Source organism: Rhizobium sp. 'Codium 1' (assembly GCF_020889605.1).
GTDB classification, from domain to species: domain Bacteria; phylum Pseudomonadota; class Alphaproteobacteria; order Rhizobiales; family Rhizobiaceae; genus Allorhizobium; species Allorhizobium algae.
In genome coordinates this window covers 192,780-210,989 of the sequence record NZ_JAJGPW010000001.1, presented here as the reverse complement: position 1 = coordinate 210,989, position 18,210 = coordinate 192,780, and the positions used below count along the sequence as shown (strand labels likewise).

General features: G+C 62.0%; 18 protein-coding genes. 12 read left to right on the top strand and 6 right to left on the bottom strand.

Annotation, left to right across the window (positions count from 1 at the left end):
• The first annotated feature begins 16 nt into the window (after positions 1 to 16).
• Complete coding sequence (locus LJE98_RS01000; protein ID WP_229572865.1) at positions 17 to 2,059, top strand: NADH:flavin oxidoreductase; 2,043 nt, start codon at positions 17 to 19, stop codon at positions 2,057 to 2,059.
• Positions 2,060 to 2,125: 66 nt separating this feature from the next.
• Here LJE98_RS01000 and LJE98_RS00995 read toward each other — a convergent pair whose 3' ends face one another.
• Together LJE98_RS00995 and LJE98_RS00990 are read right to left on the bottom strand one after the other, a co-directional pair.
• Positions 2,126 to 2,773, bottom strand: coding sequence for a PRC-barrel domain-containing protein (locus tag LJE98_RS00995; protein ID WP_229572864.1), 648 nt, complete (start codon positions 2,771 to 2,773; stop codon positions 2,126 to 2,128).
• Positions 2,774 to 2,993: 220 nt separating this feature from the next.
• Positions 2,994 to 3,830 (bottom strand): SMP-30/gluconolactonase/LRE family protein, encoded by an 837-nt coding sequence (locus tag LJE98_RS00990; RefSeq protein ID WP_229573864.1) that lies wholly within the window; start codon positions 3,828 to 3,830, stop codon positions 2,994 to 2,996.
• A gap of 389 nt (positions 3,831 to 4,219) precedes the next feature.
• Between LJE98_RS00990 and LJE98_RS00985 the strand changes: the two genes are divergently transcribed.
• The 10 genes from LJE98_RS00985 (at position 4,220) to LJE98_RS00940 (ending at position 13,876) form a co-directional block, all read left to right on the top strand.
• A complete protein-coding gene (locus LJE98_RS00985) occupies positions 4,220 to 4,957 on the top strand; it encodes a helix-turn-helix transcriptional regulator (protein WP_420710094.1) in 738 nt (245 codons plus the stop codon).
• Positions 4,958 to 5,301: 344 nt separating this feature from the next.
• A complete protein-coding gene (gene apbC / locus LJE98_RS00980) occupies positions 5,302 to 6,468 on the top strand; it encodes an iron-sulfur cluster carrier protein ApbC (RefSeq protein WP_229572863.1) in 1,167 nt (388 codons plus the stop codon).
• Positions 6,469 to 6,622: 154 nt separating this feature from the next.
• Complete coding sequence (locus LJE98_RS00975; protein WP_267498918.1) at positions 6,623 to 7,600, top strand: magnesium transporter CorA family protein; 978 nt, start codon at positions 6,623 to 6,625, stop codon at positions 7,598 to 7,600.
• A gap of 15 nt (positions 7,601 to 7,615) precedes the next feature.
• Positions 7,616 to 9,517: a potassium transporter Kup gene (locus tag LJE98_RS00970; RefSeq protein ID WP_229572862.1), complete on the top strand. Its 1,902-nt coding sequence runs from the start codon at positions 7,616 to 7,618 to the stop codon at positions 9,515 to 9,517.
• Between the two features lie 174 nt (positions 9,518 to 9,691).
• Positions 9,692 to 10,885 carry a cell wall hydrolase gene (locus tag LJE98_RS00965; protein ID WP_229572861.1) on the top strand — a complete coding sequence of 398 codons (1,194 nt, stop codon included), beginning with the start codon at positions 9,692 to 9,694 and terminating at the stop codon, positions 10,883 to 10,885.
• Positions 10,886 to 11,250: 365 nt separating this feature from the next.
• Positions 11,251 to 11,613: an AtpZ/AtpI family protein gene (locus LJE98_RS00960; protein WP_229572860.1), complete on the top strand. Its 363-nt coding sequence runs from the start codon at positions 11,251 to 11,253 to the stop codon at positions 11,611 to 11,613.
• 57 nt (positions 11,614 to 11,670) lie between these two features.
• The gene (locus tag LJE98_RS00955; protein ID WP_112240870.1) at positions 11,671 to 12,423 is read left to right on the top strand and encodes a F0F1 ATP synthase subunit A; all 753 of its coding nucleotides are present in this window, start codon (positions 11,671 to 11,673) and stop codon (positions 12,421 to 12,423) included.
• Between the two features lie 68 nt (positions 12,424 to 12,491).
• A complete protein-coding gene (locus LJE98_RS00950) occupies positions 12,492 to 12,719 on the top strand; it encodes a F0F1 ATP synthase subunit C (protein WP_112240872.1) in 228 nt (75 codons plus the stop codon).
• A gap of 81 nt (positions 12,720 to 12,800) precedes the next feature.
• Positions 12,801 to 13,391: a F0F1 ATP synthase subunit B gene (locus tag LJE98_RS00945; RefSeq protein ID WP_229572859.1), complete on the top strand. Its 591-nt coding sequence runs from the start codon at positions 12,801 to 12,803 to the stop codon at positions 13,389 to 13,391.
• A 5-nt stretch (positions 13,392 to 13,396) separates the two neighbouring features.
• Positions 13,397 to 13,876: a F0F1 ATP synthase subunit B gene (locus LJE98_RS00940; protein ID WP_229572858.1), complete on the top strand. Its 480-nt coding sequence runs from the start codon at positions 13,397 to 13,399 to the stop codon at positions 13,874 to 13,876.
• A gap of 247 nt (positions 13,877 to 14,123) precedes the next feature.
• Here the strand turns inward: LJE98_RS00940 and LJE98_RS00935 are convergent, their stop codons facing one another.
• Entirely contained in the window at positions 14,124 to 14,807 is a 684-nt protein-coding gene (locus LJE98_RS00935) for a ribonuclease HII (protein ID WP_229572857.1), read from the bottom strand.
• Positions 14,808 to 14,950: 143 nt separating this feature from the next.
• The gene (locus LJE98_RS00930) at positions 14,951 to 16,108 is read right to left on the bottom strand and encodes a PA0069 family radical SAM protein (RefSeq protein ID WP_229572856.1); all 1,158 of its coding nucleotides are present in this window, start codon (positions 16,106 to 16,108) and stop codon (positions 14,951 to 14,953) included.
• Between the two features lie 130 nt (positions 16,109 to 16,238).
• Here LJE98_RS00930 and LJE98_RS00925 point away from each other — a divergent pair, with 130 nt between their 5' ends.
• The gene (locus LJE98_RS00925; protein ID WP_229572855.1) at positions 16,239 to 16,760 is read left to right on the top strand and encodes a glycosyl transferase; all 522 of its coding nucleotides are present in this window, start codon (positions 16,239 to 16,241) and stop codon (positions 16,758 to 16,760) included.
• Here the strand turns inward: LJE98_RS00925 and moaB are convergent, their stop codons facing one another.
• Positions 16,761 to 17,309 (bottom strand): molybdenum cofactor biosynthesis protein B, encoded by a 549-nt coding sequence (gene moaB, locus LJE98_RS00920; RefSeq protein WP_229572854.1) that lies wholly within the window; start codon positions 17,307 to 17,309, stop codon positions 16,761 to 16,763.
• On the bottom strand, positions 17,310 to 18,206 hold the full coding sequence (locus tag LJE98_RS00915) for a 4-(cytidine 5'-diphospho)-2-C-methyl-D-erythritol kinase (RefSeq protein ID WP_229572853.1): 897 nt from the start codon (positions 18,204 to 18,206) through the stop codon (positions 17,310 to 17,312).
• Between the last annotated feature and the right edge of the window lie 4 nt (positions 18,207 to 18,210).

Below are 18,210 nucleotides of genomic sequence, written 5' to 3'. Positions count from 1 at the left end.
CAGGAATGCAGCACGTATGACCGGGAACAGCGATCCCCTTCTCCAGCCCTTCCAGCTGAAACACCTCACCCTCAAGAACCGCATCATGTCGACGGCACATGAACCGGCCTATTCGGAAGCCGGCATGCCAACCGAGCGGTATCGTCTCTATCATGTCGAAAAGGCCAGGGGCGGCATTGCGCTCACCATGACGGCCGGCTCCGCCAGCGTCAGCCGCGACAGCCCGCCGGCCTTCGGCAACCTGCTCGCCTGGAAGGACGAGATCGTCCCGCATCTGAAGCGTCTGACCGACGACTGTCATGAACACGGCTGCGCCGTGATGATCCAGCTCACCCATCTCGGCCGCCGCACGAACTGGAACAAGGGAGACTGGCTGCCGGTGCTCAGCCCATCCCCGATCCGCGAGCCCGCTCACCGGCACTTCCCCAAGGAGATCGAGGATTGGGACATCGAGCGCATCGTCGCCGACTATGCGACTGCCGCCGCCCGCATGCAGGAGGCCGGCCTCGATGGCATCGAGTTCGAGGCCTATGGCCACCTGATGGACAGTTTCTGGTCGCCGGCCACCAACCGTCGCGAGGATGAATTCGGCGGCTCGCTCGACAACCGCATGCGCTTCTCCAACATGGTGATCGCAGCCGTCCGAAAGGCCGTAGGCCCGGATTTCATCGTCGGCATTCGCATGGTCGCCGACGAGGACTGGGACAGGGGGCTGAGCCGCAAAGAAGGTGTTGAGATCGCCAGCCGCTTTGCCGGTGGTGGCCAGATCGACTTTCTGAACATCATCAGAGGGCACATCGAGCACGATGCCGCGCTCAACAACGTCATCCCCATCCAGGGCATGGCGGCCTCGCCGCATCTCGATTTTGCAGGCGACGTGCGCGCGGCGACCCAATTCCCGGTCTTCCATGCCGCCCGCATCGCCGATGTCGCAACTGCCCGCCATGCGATCGCCGAGGGCAAGCTCGACATGGTCGGCATGACCCGGGCACATATCGCCGATCCGCATATCGTCAGGAAGATCATCGAGGGCCGGGAAGCGGAGATCCGCCCCTGCGTCGGCGCCACATATTGCCTCGACCGGATTTATGAAGGGGGCGAGGCGCTTTGCATTCACAATGCAGCGACCAGCCGCGAAGCGCTCATCCCGCACGACCTGTCCAGGGCGGCGAAAGCGCGCAAGGCCGTGGTTGTCGGGGCAGGGCCCGCCGGGCTGGAAGCGGCCCGCGTGCTCGCCGAGCGAGGACATGACGTCAAAGTTCTGGAAGCCTCTGGCAAGGCGGGCGGTCAGGTCAACCTGATAACCCGCAACCCCCGCCGCCGCGAAATGGTCGGGATTGTCGACTGGCGGCTGGCAGAGCTGGATCGGCTCGGCGTCGCAATCCACTATGACACTTATGCCGGCGTCGACGAGGTGCTCGCCTTCGAGCCGGACCTCGTGGTGATCGCCACGGGTGGCATCGCGCAATCGCCGGAACTCGAACATGGTGAGGATCTGGTCGTATCGAGCTGGGATATTCTGGCCGGCACCGTGAAGCCGGAGGGTCCGGTCCTGCTGTTCGATGACAATGGCGGCCATCAGGGCATGAGTGCTGCGGAGGTCATCGCCAATGCAGGTGTCGAACTCGAACTGATCTCGCCCGAGCGCTACTTTGCGCCCGAAATGGGCGGCATGAACCATGTGCCCTATGCGAAGACCTTTGCTGAGAAGAATGTCACGGTGACGATCAATACAAGGTTGGCCGGTGTGCGCCGCGACGGCAACCGACTGGTCGCCACGCTCGGCTCGGATTTTTCGGATGCGACGGTGGAACGCCGGGTCGCCCAGGTGGTGGTCGAACATGGCACCATGGCCAATGCGGATCTCTATTTCGAGCTTAAGCCCCTGTCGCGAAACCGCGGCGCTGTGGACTATTCCGCTCTCATTGCAAGGCGTGATCCGCTGCCTGTCAAGGATGAAGCGGCGCAGTTCGATCTCCTGCGCATCGGCGATGCGATCGAAAGCCGCAACATTCACGCCGCCATCTATGACGCGCTGCGCTATTGCAGTCTGCTCTAGCACAAACGGAAAAGGCGGCGCCGAAGCGCCGCCCGTCAGGACCGTGATGCGTCCCTCGTTCCGGGATCAGTTGTCCGTCGACGAGGTTGTGGTGCCGTCGGTCGGAACCATGCCCGTGCCCGTGGAGCTGGCGTCGGCGGCCTGGTCATCCAGCGTGCGGAATTCCGGCGCGTTGGTCAGGCTTTCGGCGGTTTCCGTGGTCGTCAGGCGAACTTCGGCGTCCGCAACGGCTTCCGTCGTGGTGGCAGCGTCACCGGTGGCGGCTGCATCATCCATCTCGCGGGAAATGGTGATCTTGTCGAACGGAATGGCGACATTCTTTTCGCCGATGCCGAGGAAGCCACCCACGCCGACGACAGCTGCGACGACGCCGCCGTCATCCTGCACGAGCAGGTCGTTGATGTCGCCGATCGACTGGTTGTCGGCGGTGTAGATCGGCTGACCCAGGAAGTCGTTGACCGAAATGTGGTTTTCAGCCTGTTCCGTCAGATATGTGGCGGAGCCGGCAGCGTCGGGAGCGGTCTGGGCAGTCGTGCCCATGGAGCCGTCCGTGGAGGCGTCAGGGGTAACCGGAGCCGGGGTGGCTGCGCCATCGGTTGCGGCCGGAGGGGTCGTGGTGGTGTTGCTGGTGGCGTCCTGTGCGACGGCGAACGGAGCCATGGCGGTGGAGCTGAGCAGCATAACTGCGGCGAGTGCCTTGAGAGACTTGTTCATGGTGGACCTACCTTTCCTCTGAGATGGTCTGCGACTGACGCTGCCTGTTGTCATGACGACTGCGGCGGCGTCGGTTCGAGAGGAAAATGTCCGGGAAGCAGCTTCGTTCCGCCGGGAGATGCAGGTTTATTTTACCCGCCTGACGGGAACAAAATGACCGCTCGGCGGTTTGCCGGCCCCCGCAACGAGGGCCGGGTATTTCATGAATTGAGGAATGAAATCAGAGCTTGAAGCGCGGCTCGGCATTGCCCTTCACGGCCACGCCGAGATCGAAGGTTGCACCTGCCAGCGGATCAGCTGCCCGCTCCGCATCCGACAATCCCTCCCAGCAGGAGGTCACGGCGAGCAGGTTGAAGCCCTCTCCGAAAAACGCCGGGCAGGTAGGCCGACGCATCGGGGTCGCATAACGCGCGATATGACGGCCGTCCGGGCTGTAGCGGTCGACGCCACCACCACCCCAGTTCGCATTCCAGATCGTGCCCTCGAGGTCGACCACTGAACCGTCGATGACCCCGTCCCGCTTGGACTGGTCGATGAACACGGTCGGCTGTCCTGTGGGGCGTCCGGTCGCCGGGTCGAGTTCGACCCGCATCATATGATTGACTTTCGAGTCGTTGAAATAGCCGACTGACCCATCGGGGGAGAAGCAGATCCCGTTCGGAATGCTGACGGCATCGAAGAGCTTCGTCACTTCGGTCCCCGCCACGTGATAGATCGCACCGGCGCCGGTTTCAGCCGTCCGGCTCATCGTGCCGATCCACAGCGCGCCGCTTGGATGCACCCGCCCGTCGTTTGATCGGTTCTGCGGCTTGTCTTCAATCGCGGCATAGGAGGAAAGCGTGCCACTCACGCTGTCGCGCAGGAAGAGCCCCTGGTCGGAGGCGATCAATTGCCGGGTCTGGTCGATCACGGCCAGAACGCTACCGAGAAACGGGAGCGCATGCGTCTTCAGGCCGCCGGCGTTGACGTCGAGTTCGCACAGCGTTTTGCCGAGAATGTCGAACCAGAAGAGCGAGCCCGAGAGCGGGTCGCAGGTCGGACCCTCGCCCAGTTCCATGCGTTCCTCGGTCAGCACCGTGCCGTTGAAGCTTTCTGTCGCAATCACGCCTGTCCTCCTTGTCGATGGTCATCGCTACCTAGCCGCGCATCTGATCTTGCAGACAGCCGTTTACGGTAAAATTGATGGGGTATCTGGACCCTGTTCGCTTTACAAGTCTATGCTCCGGCACCCGAAGGAAGAGATTCGCGTTCGTGTTGCCTTTGGTGTCTTTCACACCGTCGTTGCAGGTCCGACGAGCGGGTGTGTCCTGGCTTGACGTGATGTCTCGGGCTCATCGCGCTTTTTTCAATGTTCGGCCAATGGCAGGTGCAAAAACAATTGACGTATGCGTCTTTGACAAGCTTTCCGAAAATCATGACCGGTGTTCCGGTTAGGATCTGTGCGTGATGACGAACCAGGACATGGCAGCTGCGGCGCGCGTTGAAGGTTTGGTCGCCGATGTGAAGGTCTTCAAGACCCAGTTCGACGTCTTTCGCTTCATGAAGCGAGTGACCGAACTCTATGGCGCGCGCGCCTTCATGGTGCTCAACATGCCGGGTTCCACCGCCCAGAGCCTGGGCAGCAGCTCGATCATCACCAACTGGCCGGCGGATCTGCTGACGGAATTCGATCAGGTGGCGCTCTTGGCAGGAAGCCCGGTACTGGCCCATCTGCGGCGCTCTTCGATCCCGCTGCGCGTTGATATCGACGAAGTTGCGCTTCAGCGCGATCCCAAGTCCAGCGAGACCTCCAAGGCTCTGTTCACCCGTTTCCGCATGACTCGCGGCGCCTATTTCCCGGTTCACGATGCAACCGGGGCCCGCGGCGCCATCTCCTTCGTCGGTGATCGAGAACCTTTCGACACGCTTGAGATGATGGAACTCGCCTATCTCGCGGCCCATGTTTTCAACCGTCTCGCCGAGATCCGCGAGATGGACAGCCGAAGCAGCGACATGCTGACCGAACGTGAGCTCGATTGCCTCAACTGGACGGCAGCCGGCAAGACAAGCGTCGAAATCGCCGAGATCCTGACGCTCTCCGAGCACACGATCAACCACTATCTCAACCGTGCCACCAAGAAGCTGGATGCAGTCAACCGCACCCAGGCGGTCGCCAAGGCGCTGCGGCTCGGCTTGATCAAGTAAGTGTAAACGATGGCGCATTTTTGTGCGCCAGGTGTGGTTCCGCCTACTTTCCTGGCATGTTTTCCCGTCCTCGGCGCCTTCTGTTGCCTGCGGTCCGCATTTTCCGGCTGTTTGTCGTCTGGCACGCTTCCTGCATTCACAGTGTCAGTCCAGAGGGGACGTTGCACGACACCCGACAACGGGTGCAGCCTGACAAGCCGCCGCGGGGGGTGCTCTCCGCAGGCGGCTTGTCTGTTTCTGCGGCAATGGTCGCACCCTCTTCGCCGCATTTGCGGTTGGCGAACGCCTCCCGGTCTATTATCTGGTGTCGCAGACATGAATGTCCGAGCGGAAAGAATATCGAAATGACCGAGTTGTCGCGTGACTTTGTGGTTGAGGCGTTGAAGGGGATCCGTGGCCCGGATCTGGACGGAAACATCGTCGACCTGGGAATGGTCTCCGACGTTTTCATCTCGGACGGAAAGGTCTATTTTTCCATCAATGTTCCCGCCGAGCGTGCTCAGGAACTGGAGCCATTGCGGCAGGCGGCCGAGCGCACGGTCAAGGCAATTCCGGGGGTCAAGGGAGCCGTGGTCAGCCTGACTGCCGAGCGCAAGCAGGGATCTGCTCCGCCACCGCCGCGCCCTCAGGCCGCTGCGCCCGCCCATGGGCATGGGCATGGGCATGGGCATAATCACGGTCCCGCCCCCAGTGGCCAGCAGAAAACGAAGGCAGGCGTTCCCGGCATCGACGCCATCATTGCGGTTGCTTCCGGCAAGGGTGGCGTCGGCAAGTCGACCACATCAGTCAACCTCGCTCTGGCGCTCAAGGCCAATGGCCTGCGTGTCGGCATTCTCGATGCCGACGTCTACGGCCCGTCGATGCCGCGCCTTCTCGGGATTACCGGTCGGCCGCAGCAGATCGAGAACCGCATCATCGTGCCGATGGAGAATTACGGCATCAAGGTCATGTCCATGGGCTTCCTCGTCGATGAAGGCACGGCGATGATCTGGCGCGGGCCGATGGTCCAGTCGGCTCTCATGCAGATGCTGCGCGAAGTCGCCTGGGGTGATCTCGACGTGCTCGTGGTCGACATGCCGCCGGGCACCGGTGACGCGCAATTGACCATGGCGCAGCAGGTGCCACTGTCTGGCGCCGTCATCGTCTCGACGCCGCAGGACCTGGCCCTGATCGATGCCCGCAAGGGACTGAACATGTTCAACAAGGTCGAGGTTCCCGTGCTCGGCATCGTCGAGAACATGAGCTACTTCATCGCGCCCGACACAGGCAATCGCTACGATATCTTCGGCCATGGCGGTGCGAAGACCGAAGCCGAGACGATCGGCGTGCCCTTCCTCGGCGAAGTGCCTTTGACGATTTCCATCCGCGAGACATCCGATGCCGGTACGCCTGTCGTGGTCAGCGAGCCGGACGGTCCGCAGGCAAAGATCTATCGCGACATCGCGACGAAGGTCTGGGAGCAGGTGAAGGCCCGGTCCGGCCGCGCCGCGCCCTCGATCGTCTTTGAGTGATCTGAGCTGAATTCAGGCGCCTGTTCCGGCTTCGGCTGAGCCAGCCGTGCACGGGCAGCATTGCTGTGCTGCAGCAATTGCTTTGGCTTTCGCTTCGGGTCTATGATTGTGTCCAAGACTTCCAACGCCGGCGTGCCACGAAGGTGACCAGTCCTTGATCAGGGCCTATCGAAGAGACGGAAGTGTCGAAGTCATCGGCAAAGAGCCGATATCTGGCGATTTTCCCGAAGACATCATCTGGATTGATCTGATTACGCCGACGCTCGAGGAGGAACACCTCGTGGAGGCCCGGATCGGCATTCCCCTTCCGACACCGGAAGAGTTGAAGGATATCGAGCCGTCCAGCCGTCTGTATGTCGAGCACGACGCCATCTACATGACGGCGTCGCTGCTCTACCGGACGGAATCCACCTATCCCTTGTTGAGCGATGTCGCCTTCATCCTCTCTCGCGGCCGCCTGATCACCATCCGCTACGCCGAGCCGAAGTCGTTTGCCCTCTTCAGTGCCAGCCTGTTGCGGATGAATGGCCAGTGCGACACCGGCGCAAAGCTGCTCGGCCACCTTCTCGAGACCATCATCGACCGCACCGCCGAGATCCTGGAAACGCTTGCCGCCCGCCTCGATGCGCTGTCGATCACCATCTTTGTCAATCGAAAGGCTGCCAAGCGCCGCCCACCGCGTTTCCTGGAAGACAAGCTTCTCGATATCGCCAGCCATCACCAACTGGTCAGCAAGCTGCGCGACAGCCTCGTTTCGCTGTCGCGCCTCGTCGTGTTCCTCCAGTCGCAGCCGATCGTGCGGCGCGAGGAAGAGGCCGCCGAACTCTGCAGCATCGTCGCGCGCGACATCCAGTCGCTCGGTGAGCATGCGGCCTTTGTCGGCACCAACATCACCTTCATGCTCGATGCCTCGCTCGGACTGATCAATGTCGAGCAGAATGCCATCATCAAGATCTTTTCGATCGCCTCGGTGGTCTTCCTGCCGCCCACTCTGGTCGCATCGATCTACGGCATGAACTTTGACTTCATGCCGGAACTCGCATGGAATCTTGGATATCCGCTGGCGCTTTTCGCCATGCTTTTGTCCGCCATCATCCCCTTCCTGTTTTTCCGTTGGAAAGGCTGGCTCTGACGAGCCTGTAGTCCCATGCAAAAGATCGATGACCAGTCCGGGGCTGGACCGAAGGATGCGCGCAGTCTTCTTCTTCTCGCGCTCGGTTCAGTCGGCGTCGTCTATGGCGACATCGGCACAAGCCCCCTCTATGCCTTTCGTGAGGCGCTGAAGCCCATCGGCGTCGACGGCATCACTCGCGTCGAGGTCATCGGCGTGATCTCGCTGATGATCTGGTCCCTGACCATCATCGTCACCCTCAAATACGTGCTGTTCCTGCTGCGCGCCGACAACGACGGTGAGGGTGGTACGCTGTCCCTTCTGGCGCTCCTGTCGAAGACCGCCAATGGACATGGCCCGATCCTGATGGCTTTGGGGCTAATCGGTGCCGCACTCTTCCTCGGCGATTCCATGATCACGCCGGCGCTATCCGTGCTTTCCGCAGTCGAGGGCCTGAAGCTGGTGGCCCCCGAACTCTCGGATTTTGTCGTCCCGATCTCCCTGGCGATCCTGATCGGCCTCTTTGCTGTCCAGTCACGAGGGACGGGCGCTATGGCGCGTTTCTTCGGCCCGATCACCGCGCTCTGGTTCATCGTCATGGCGGCCGGCGGCATCATGCACATCTTCGATGATCTCGGCATCTTCGCGGCCTTCAATCCCTGGTATGCGGCAACCTTCATGGTGCGGGAAGGTTTTCTCGGGATCGTCGTCCTCGGCGCCGTCTTCCTGACGGTCACAGGTGCCGAAGCGCTTTATGCCGACCTTGGCCATTTCGGCCGCAGGCCAATCCAGCTTGCCTGGTTCGCGCTGATCTTTCCGGCGCTTGTCCTGAACTATCTGGGGCAGGGGGCCCTGGTTCTCAGCAATCCCGCTGCCATGTCCGATCCCTTCTTCCTGATGTTCCCGTCCTGGGCCTTGCTGCCGATCGTCATTCTGGCGACTTTTGCCACGATCATTGCCAGCCAGGCGGTCATCACCGGCGCCTTCTCACTGGTTCGCCAGGCGATCCATCTCGGCTTCCTGCCGCGCATGCAGATCCTCTTCACCTCGGAAACCCAGACAGGCCAGATCTATCTGCCCTCGGTCAATACGCTTCTCCTGGTCGGCGTTCTGGCGCTTGTCCTGCTGTTCGAGAGCTCGGAAGCGCTCGCCACCGCCTATGGCATCTCCGTCACCGGGGCCATGGTGGTGACCACGATCATGGCCTTCGAATTCGTCCGCAAGAAGTGGAACTGGAGCCTGCCGCTCGCCACCGTCATGCTCCTTCCGCTGCTCGTCCTCGAACTCGTCTTCCTGGGGGCCAATCTGCTGAAGATCCAGGACGGCGGTTATGTGCCGGTTCTCTTTGCAGCCGCCTTCACCGTCGTCATGTGGACCTGGCGGCGGGGCACGGCGATCATCTTCCGGAAGACCCGGCGCGACGACATTCCGCTCGAAGACTTCGTCCGCATGATCGAAAAGAAGGGCGAGCATGGCCCGGCGCGTGTGTCCGGCACGGCGATCTTCCTGACCAGCGACCCGACCCGCGCGCCAGCGGCCCTGATGCACAATCTCAAGCACAACCACGTCATCCATGAACGCAACATCATTCTGACCATCCGAACGCTCGGCCGGCCACGCGTCGCGGAGCAGGACCGGTTCGAGGTTGAGGAGATCTCGGAACGTTTCTCGCGCGTCGAGATACGATTCGGCTTCATGGAAACACAGAACGTCTCGAAGACATTGGCCAGCCTGCGCCGCGGGGGGCTGAAGTTCGACATCATGTCGACCTCCTTCTATCTGGGGCGGCGCAAGCTGGTGGTGGGTGCCGGCATGGGCATGCCCCATTGGCAGGATCGCCTTTACATCGCGCTCGCCGAGGCCGCCGCCGACCCGTCGGACTACTTCCGGCTGCCGGCGAACCGCGTCATTGAACTGGGCTCGCACGTCGTCATCTGACGGTGAGGGAGCGCCGCGAGATACAGCAAGGCCGTCGGCGCATCCGGCGGCCTTCTCCGTTTCTCCCATGCACTCTCGAACCTGTGATCCGGTGTTAACCAAGCATCAAGGTTAACAGGAGATATTTCTCTAATGTAATCCTGTTGGGGACCGGTACGCCGGACCCGCGTCGGTATGAGTTGGAGTGTGGCCTTGCGTCCCAAGTTTCGTCCTTCGAAGAAGGTCCTCTCCCGATTGGAGAACTGGACCTCTCCCCTGGTCTTCGGCCTCGCCTCCTGGCTGATCTTCCCCACTGTGGCCGCACAGGCCGATATGGCCGGTCTTCTCACCGGGCTTGATCGTGGCACCAGCAATTGGCGCATGGTCATGACATCGTCGCCGGCCGGCTCTATCCACCAGGCCAGTCTCGCCTTTTCCGAGGACGAGGCGTCCTTGGCCCTCTCCGGGGGCGCGGGCCTCATCCTGCCCGATGGCCGCCGGATCGCCTTCGATGGCGGCAAGGCGGATCCCGGTTCGCTGCCGGACGAAATGCGCGTCACCCGCGACCAGAAGAAGGGCAGGGTGGTCGCTGTCGAACACATGCTGCCGCCGCGCGCTTTCTCTGCCGGATCGATCCTGCAGCGCTCCAGCTCCCTCATGGAGCCGAAATTGAAGACGCCGTCCGTATTCGCCCGCGAAGGCGACAAGGCGACGCCGGTCGAACTCGCAAGTTTCTATTTCAAGCGCGACAAGCCGCCTATCGACCCGTCACTCACGCCGATGGTCGCGGACCTCGTCACAAACACGGTTCCCGACGTGCTGGCAACCGCCTACGCGCCACCGCCGCCGGATTATGCTTCCGTCTCCCCGTTCGACAGCATCCTCACGGATCAGCAGGAGGACCAGGGCCGCTTCATTCCGGAGATCGGGCCGCAGGACCATGCCTGGGCCGCCACCCCGCTGCCGGCTGGTGTCTTCTCCGACAAGGAGCAGAAATGCCTGGCAGAGGGCATCTATTTCGAAGCACGCGGGGAATCGGTGAAAGGCCAGGCGGCCGTCGCTCAGGTCATCCTCAACCGCGTCCGCAACCCACACTATCCGGGCAGCATTTGCGGCGTCGTCTATCAGAACGAGGACTGGCGCAACCGTTGCCAGTTCTCCTTCGCCTGCGACCGTATCCCCGATATCATCACCTCACCGCGCCACTGGAAGGTCGCCAAGGAGATCGCCATGGCGGTCACCGCCGGCAAGATCTGGTTCAAGGATGTCGGCTCGGCCACCCATTACCACGCGACCTATGTCCGCCCCGCCTGGGGCCCGACGATGAAACGGGTCGAGAAGATCGGCAAGCACATCTTCTACCGCACCTATGGCGGCGGCTGGAGCTGATCGCACCAGTCGACATGCCGCATGTCTGACCGCCAACCCGACACGAACCGAGCGCTGACTCGTTCTGCAAGGGCCCGGCGCGAGTCTCCGGCGTCCGGCAAGCGCGGGATTCTCGTGCTTGTTTGCAGCCAAGTGGACCGAATTGTCCCATGTCATGCGGCATAAAACGCCGCATTGAGCTTAAACCTATGAATTATATGGGTTAATTTGTCTTGTAACTTGCCCTCTCTATGCCTTGACTATGCGGGGCCTCAAAATTATGGTGCGGCCGACTTCAAAGCGGGCCAGAAGGGTTTGTATCCGGCCGTTTCTGCATTCCTTTCGGGCGTAAACGGCCCATAGAAGACGGAGCGGGCGAACTGACCATGACGGACAAGCAAGAAGAAGGTCTGGACGAACGTCGTCGACGACTGGCCGCGGAGCTCGCACAGCGAGGTGTCGCGGACAAGACCGAGGAACGCGACGAGAAGCGCGCCGAAGAAACCCGGAAGGGTTACGGAATGGCGATGAAGATCTCGAGCGAATTCATCTCGGCGGTCATCGTGGGTGCGATCCTGGGCTATCTTTTTGACCACTTTGTGGGCACGGGGCCATGGGGCATGATTGTCATGTTGCTGTTGGGCTTCTGTGCCGGCGTATTGAACGTCATGCGGACTGTGGGAATGGTGGCCTCGGCTCATCCGGCGGATCGCAAGATGGATTTGACCAACAAGGGCGAAGACCGCTAGTCGGTCGTCGCAGTATGAAAGTGCCCGCCTCTGGCGGCAAAAGCGAAAGAGCAGAACGTGGCGAACGATCCGACTCATCAGTTCCTGGTTCAAAAGATTGTGCCGATCGAAATCGGTGGAATCGATTTCTCCTTCACCAACGCTTCGCTGTTCATGGTCGCAACGGTCGCAGTCGCTGCCGGTTTCCTCTATTTTTCCACGGCCAATCGCGGCTTGATCCCGACGCGCATGCAGTCGGTCGCCGAGATGTCCTATGAATTCATTGCCTCGATGCTGCGCGAAGGTGCCGGCAGTCACGGGATGAAGTTCTTCCCCATGGTTTTCTCGCTGTTCATGTTCATTCTGACGGCAAACCTTCTCGGGATGATGCCTTACTTCTTCACCGTCACCAGCCAGATCATCGTGACCTTCGCCCTCGCGCTCTTCGTCATCGGCACAGTGGTCGTCTACGGCTTCTACAAGCACGGTTTCCACTTCTTGCAGATCTTCGTGCCGAGCGGTGTGCCCGGCGCGCTTCTGCCGCTGGTCGTGATGATTGAAATCATTTCGTTCCTGTCGCGTCCGATCTCTCTCTCCGTGCGTCTCTTCGCCAACATGCTGGCCGGACACATCACGCTCAAGGTTTTCGCAGGCTTCGTCACCTCGCTCAGCGCGCTCGGTGCGCTCGGCATCGGTGGTGCGATCCTGCCCCTTCTCATGACCGTCGCCCTGACGGGTCTCGAGTTCCTCGTCGCCTTCCTCCAGGCCTACGTTTTTGCGGTGCTGACTTGCATGTACCTCAACGACGCAATACACCCCGGCGGGCACTAAGGATCACCGACATCGGCGCTTTCGCGCCAGTCAAAAGCCGCAACAACCCATCTCGAAGGAGTTTATTCATGGAAGCGGAAGCAGCAAAGTACATCGGCGCAGGTCTGGCTTGCTTTGGCATGGCCGGCACGGCTCTTGGCCTCGGCAACATCTTCGGCAACTACCTGGCGGGCGCTCTGCGCAATCCGTCTGCCGCTGACAGCCAGTTCGGCCGTCTGGTATTCGGCTTCGCCGTTACGGAAGCTCTGGGCATCTTCTCGCTGCTCATCGCTCTCCTTCTCCTGTTCGCCGTCTGATAACGGCTGGAGTTTGAGATCACGGCGCGCCGACAAGGACGCCGTGATCTCGTGCATCTGAGCATACACCTGGAGGTGAGCATGTTTGTGACCCCCGCCTTTGCAGAGGAAACTCCGGCAGAAGGCCAGCTTCACACCGAGACCGGCGTGGCCCAAGACGCGGGACATGGCGGCGGCGTGTTCCCGCCGTTCGATTTCTCGACCTATCCGTCGCAGCTTCTGTGGCTGGTGATTACCTTCGGCGTGTTCTACAGGCTCATGCAGAAGGTCATCGTTCCGCGCGTCGGCGGCATTCTCGAAAATCGTCACGACCGCATCGCTCAGGATCTCGACGAGGCTGCTCGTCTGAAGTCCGAAGCGGATGCTGCCATTGAAACATACGAGCGCGAGCTGACCGCGGCCAAGGCGAAAGCCGGCCAGATCGCGTCTGCCGCCCGTGATGCGTCCAAGGCCAAGGCCGACGCCGAGCGCGCTGCCATCGAAGCGGAACTCTCCGCAAAGATCGCCGCCGCCGAAAGCCGCATCGCTGACATCAAGGCCCGCGCATTCGCTGAAGTCGACACGATCGCCATCGACACTGTCGGCACGATCGTCGAAGAACTCATCGGTGCCAAGTCGACCGCAGCCGACATCAAGGCTGCCGTGTCCGGCATCGCCAAGCAGGGAGCCTGAGCACCATGGACGCAACATTTTGGGCATTCGTTGGTCTCATCCTGTTTCTCGTTCTCGTGGCCTACCTGAAGGTTCCGGGCATGATGGCCAAGGCCCTCGACGAGCGCGCGGACAAGATCCGCGACGAACTCGCCGAAGCCAAGCGCCTGCGCGAAGAGGCCCAGCACGTGCTGGCCGAATATCAGCGCAAGCGCAAGGAAGCCGAAGCCGAGGCAGCCTCGATCGTCGCTGCAGCCGAGCGCGAGGCCGCAGCCCTCACGGCTGAAGCCAAGCAGAAGACCGAGGAATTCGTGACCCGCCGCAACGCCCTTTCCGAGCAGAAGATCAAGCAGGCCGAAACCGAAGCCGTGAACGCCGTTCGCGCTGCGGCCGTCGATCTCGCGATCGCGGCTGCCGAGAAGGTGCTTGCCAAGAAGGCCGACGAGGGTGTTCAGCAGACGCTGTTCAAGGCCTCTGTTGCTGAGGTTAAGTCGCGTCTGAACTGAGTTCGGCCGACAAGCCTGCGAAGGCAGTCTTATTATTGACGCCCCGATCGGTTCGCCCGGTCGGGGCGTTTTCGTTTGCGAGGACAAGGGATGACAACCTTCCGGCTATCGTCTCTGGCACTGGACGGGCTTGGCGCAGGCGGCTGCCGCCCACCTGTACGGATGCCGACGGTCTGCGCAACCGAAGATCGTCCATGAGGGTTCAAGCGATCCTCTTGCGGTTGCGGTTGCGGACCGGATGCTGATGTCAGTGGCGCTGGGGACCCGCTTCATCGATCACTGTCGCCTTGAGGGGGCGAAAGCTCATGCGGTGCAGCGGGCAGGGGCCGTGTGTGACGAGGGCGGTACGATGACGGTCGGTGCCGTAGCCGGCATGCACTTCGAAGCCATAATCAGGATAGACGATGCCGGCCCGTACCATCATCCGATCGCGCATGACCTTCGCGATGATCGATGCGGCTGCGATGGAGACTGAACGTGCGTCGCCCTTCACCACCGCTTCGCCGGAACAGGTAAGCCCCATGGGAACATCGCGCCCGTCGGCCAGGACATGGCGTGCCTCGAGCCCGAGACCGGCGACAGCCCGTCGCATGGCATCGAGGCTGGCTTTGCGGATGTCGATGATGTCGATCCGTTTCGGCGAAGAGGAGGCGATGGAGACGGTGGCCAGGGAAAGGATCCGCTCATACAGCACTTCGCGCTGGGCGGCGGACAGCTTCTTCGAATCGTTCAGGCCCTCGGGAATGCGCGTCGGATCGAGAATGACGGCGGCCGCCACCACAGGGCCGGCCAGTGGCCCTCGGCCGGCCTCGTCCGTGCCCGCCACCGGCCACAGCAGACGCTTCCTGGCCCGGTTCTCCAGCGAGAAGTCCGGCACAAGCGGCAGGTCGGGAAAGAGGCCAGGAGAATCGGGTGGCGTGCGCTTTTTCATGCGGCTGAAATCGCACGCGCACCCGACCTCCTGCAAGTCCCCGGTCCCGATCGCCGATCATGGCGACAGGGGCGGCTTACCAGGGACAACATCCGGTGCGAGGCGGCGGACAACAGCACCGGAACTGAAAAAATCAAACAGTGTCAGAGCAGCGAGAGCTGCACTCCGTCGCTGTTGGGCGAAACGAACATGTCTTCCCGAAGCTGCAGGCTGCGGCGCATCAGGCCGAGCCGTTTGGTCGCCATTTCGAACCGGCGGCTGATCTGCCAGGCATAGGGACCGGCCCCCTTCATCCGCTTGCCGAACTCGGCGTCGTAATCCTTGCCGTCGCGCATGGAGCGCACCAGCGACATCACGTGCCGATAGCGGTCAGGATAGTTCTGCAGCAGCCAGTCACGAAACAGCGGGCTCACCTCCAGCGGCAGGCGCAAAAGAACATAACTCGCCTCGGAAGCGCCGGCGGCCTTGCCGCTGTCGAGAATACGCTCGATCTCGTGGTCATTGAGGGCCGGAATCACCGGCGCCATCATCACCGCAACGGGAATGCCGGCCTCAGACAGAGCCTTGATCGCCTCCAGCCGCTTGGCTGGCGTCGAGGCTCTCGGCTCCATGGTCCGCGCCAGCTTCCGGTCAAGCGTCGTCACGGAAATGCCGACCTTGGCCAGGCCACGCTTCGCCATCGACGCCAGAATGTCGAGATCCCGCAGGATGAGCGAGGACTTCGTGACGATCACGACGGGATGGTTCGCCTTGTCCAGCACTTCGAGGATCTGCCGCATGATGCGCCATTCCCGCTCGATCGGCTGATAGGGATCGGTATTGGTGCCGATTGCGATCGGCTTCACCTTGTAACCCGGCTTCGACAGCTCGCGTTCCAGCAGCCGCGGCGCGTCCGGCTTGGCAAACAGCTTGGCCTCGAAGTCGAGACCGGCAGACAAGCCCATATAGCTGTGCGTCGGCCGGGCGAAGCAGTAGATGCAGCCATGCTCGCAGCCCCGGTAGGGATTGATCGAGCGGTCGAAGGGGATATCGGGCGAGTCGTTGCGGGTGATCACCGTGCGGGGCTTTTCGACCTGCACCTCTGTCTTGAAGGGCGGCATGTCTTCGAGTGTCTGCCAGCCATCGTCGAAGGCAACACGCTCCTGGGTCTCGAACCGACCGGCCGGGTTGATCCCGGCCGCACGGCCGCGCCGACGGTCGATCTCGATCCGCATTCCGGAGGCGCTCATCAGCGCATCGGCAATATCTGCCGTATTGCCAGGCTGGAAGGCAGCCTGGCTCGCAAGAGACAGCTCGTTCATGTTTGCTCCTCACGGGTTTGGCGGCCCCGTTCAATGACTATATTCCTACCGCGGAAAAGAGAACAATGCAAGAACAAACTTCAGAAAACTGACTGTGGCAAAACTTTGTGCAATGCGGTAGATATAGGCAATGCTGACAGTCATCATGGAATGCCACGATCAGGAGCCCGAACTCGCACAGACCCTGTCGGTGCTGGTGGCGGGTGCGGTGGAAGGTCTTGTCAGCGACGTCATCGTGCTGGATCACGGCTCGCGCGATGGTTCATCCATCGTTGCGGATGCGGCCGGCTGCCGCTTTTACCAGCAATGGGACATGAAGGAATTGCTGGCGACCGCGCGTGGCGAATGGCTGCTGCTCATCGAGCCCGGTGCCCGTCTGGGTCTCGGCTGGGTGGATGAAGTCGCGGAATATGTCGCCCTCAACAAGGCGCCGGCTCGGTTTTCCGAAGCGCGCCGGTACCGGCTGCCTTTCTATCGCCGTCTGACGCGCAGCCGTCAGCTTCTGGAAAACGGCCTGCTGATCCCGAAGCGTCAGGCCCTTGGTCTGGCGGGTGAGGGCCGGGAACTGCTGCAATTGGCCAGAGGCCACAAGCCCCGCCGTCTCGCTTCCGAGATCATTCCTTCCTGGGTCGCCCGCGAAGCACGCCGCTGATCAGCTCTGGCCGCGTCTCAGATGTTCGTCCAGCCGCGGCATGATCTCCACGAAATTGCAGGGCATGTGCCGATAGTCGAGTTGCAGCTTGATGATGCCGTCCCAGGCATCCTTGCAGGCACCGGGAGAGCCCGGCAGGACGAAGATGAATGTGGCGTTGGCCACGCCCCCGGTCGCTCGCGACTGGATCGTCGACGTCCCGATCTTGTCGTAGGAAATCCGATGAAAGACTTCCGAGAAGCCGTCCATGCGCTTCTCGAACAGGGGCTCCAGCGCTTCCGGCGTCACGTCACGGCCCGTAAAGCCGGTCCCACCCGTGGTGATCACCACGTCGATCTCGCTCTGCTTGGTCCAGGCCTCGACCTGATCGCGGATCGCAAGCCTGTCGTCCTTCACGATGGCGCGTGCAATCAGCCGATGGCCCGCCTCCTCGATCCGCCCAACCAGCGTATCGCCCGACTTGTCGTCGGCGTGGCCACGTGTGTCGGATACCGTCAGCACGGCGATGCCGACGGGAATGAAGGGGCGGTTTTCGTCGATTCGGCTCATTCAGGCCTCTCCCGGAACGGTGCGCGTCAAGAGCACATACCAGTTCGGCCGGTAGGCGGAAAGCGCGAGCGCCGCCTTCATGGCGCCAGCCTCGGTCTCGTAGAGCCCGAAACAGGTGGCTCCGGAGCCTGACATGCGCGCAAAACCGGCAAGGCTTTGGCCGAGAAGATCGCAGGCCTCTGCAATCTCGGGCACCAGCACTTCCGCCACCGGCTGCAGGTCATTGCGCAGGGGCGCGAGCGAACGCAGCCAGTCCGGAACATCTGTGGCGCCCGGGACCTCGCCAATGGGGGGATTGTTGCGCCGCGTCAGGTTCCGGAAGATCTCCGGCGTCGACACCGGCTTCAGCGGATTGACCAGCACCAGCGGCACGGAAGGCATCGCCGCCGTCTCGATGATTTCGCCGACCCCCCGCGCCCGCAGCGGCATCGAGGCGAGACACATCGGCACGTCGGCCCCGAGCTGCAATGCGATCTGTTGCAGTGTGGCCTGCGGCAGCTCCGCCTTCCAGAGCCTGAGCAATCCCCGAAAGGTCGCAGCCGCATCCGCCGACCCGCCGCCGATGCCCGAAGCGATCGGCAGGCTCTTGTCGAGGGTAATCGAGACGGGCCCGTGCGGCTGACCGGCGTCGGCAAGCGCTGCCCGCAGCAGGTCGCGTGCCTTCAAGACCATGTTGTCGTCACCGGAGAGTTCGCCGCCGAAACGACCGAGGAGACAGAATTCGTCCTTCTGCGAAGCCTCGAACGCCAATTCGTCCCCGTCCTCGGCAAAGGTGACGAGACTGTCCAGCAGATGATAGCCATCGGCCCGTCGGCCCGTCACATGCAGAGCGAGGTTGATCTTGGCCGGGGCAGTCTCGATGACGCGCTCCGGCCGGTGCTCTGCAACAGGCTTCATGCGG

Coding starts and splice junctions, on each gene's coding strand:
- LJE98_RS01000 (WP_229572865.1), top strand. CDS start 17: ATGACCGGGAACAGCGATCCCCTTCTCCAGCCCTTCCAGCTGAAACAC.
- LJE98_RS00995 (WP_229572864.1), bottom strand. CDS start 2,773: ATGAACAAGTCTCTCAAGGCACTCGCCGCAGTTATGCTGCTCAGCTCC.
- LJE98_RS00990 (WP_229573864.1), bottom strand. CDS start 3,830: ATGGAACTGGGCGAGGGTCCGACCTGCGACCCGCTCTCGGGCTCGCTC.
- LJE98_RS00985 (WP_420710094.1), top strand. CDS start 4,220: ATGACGAACCAGGACATGGCAGCTGCGGCGCGCGTTGAAGGTTTGGTC.
- apbC (WP_229572863.1), top strand. CDS start 5,302: ATGACCGAGTTGTCGCGTGACTTTGTGGTTGAGGCGTTGAAGGGGATC.
- LJE98_RS00970 (WP_229572862.1), top strand. CDS start 7,616: ATGCAAAAGATCGATGACCAGTCCGGGGCTGGACCGAAGGATGCGCGC.
- LJE98_RS00965 (WP_229572861.1), top strand. CDS start 9,692: ATGAGTTGGAGTGTGGCCTTGCGTCCCAAGTTTCGTCCTTCGAAGAAG.
- LJE98_RS00960 (WP_229572860.1), top strand. CDS start 11,251: ATGACGGACAAGCAAGAAGAAGGTCTGGACGAACGTCGTCGACGACTG.
- LJE98_RS00950 (WP_112240872.1), top strand. CDS start 12,492: ATGGAAGCGGAAGCAGCAAAGTACATCGGCGCAGGTCTGGCTTGCTTT.
- LJE98_RS00945 (WP_229572859.1), top strand. CDS start 12,801: ATGTTTGTGACCCCCGCCTTTGCAGAGGAAACTCCGGCAGAAGGCCAG.
- LJE98_RS00940 (WP_229572858.1), top strand. CDS start 13,397: ATGGACGCAACATTTTGGGCATTCGTTGGTCTCATCCTGTTTCTCGTT.
- LJE98_RS00935 (WP_229572857.1), bottom strand. CDS start 14,807: ATGAAAAAGCGCACGCCACCCGATTCTCCTGGCCTCTTTCCCGACCTG.
- LJE98_RS00930 (WP_229572856.1), bottom strand. CDS start 16,108: ATGAACGAGCTGTCTCTTGCGAGCCAGGCTGCCTTCCAGCCTGGCAAT.
- LJE98_RS00925 (WP_229572855.1), top strand. CDS start 16,239: ATGCTGACAGTCATCATGGAATGCCACGATCAGGAGCCCGAACTCGCA.
- moaB (WP_229572854.1), bottom strand. CDS start 17,309: ATGAGCCGAATCGACGAAAACCGCCCCTTCATTCCCGTCGGCATCGCC.
- LJE98_RS00915 (WP_229572853.1), bottom strand. CDS start 18,206: ATGAAGCCTGTTGCAGAGCACCGGCCGGAGCGCGTCATCGAGACTGCC.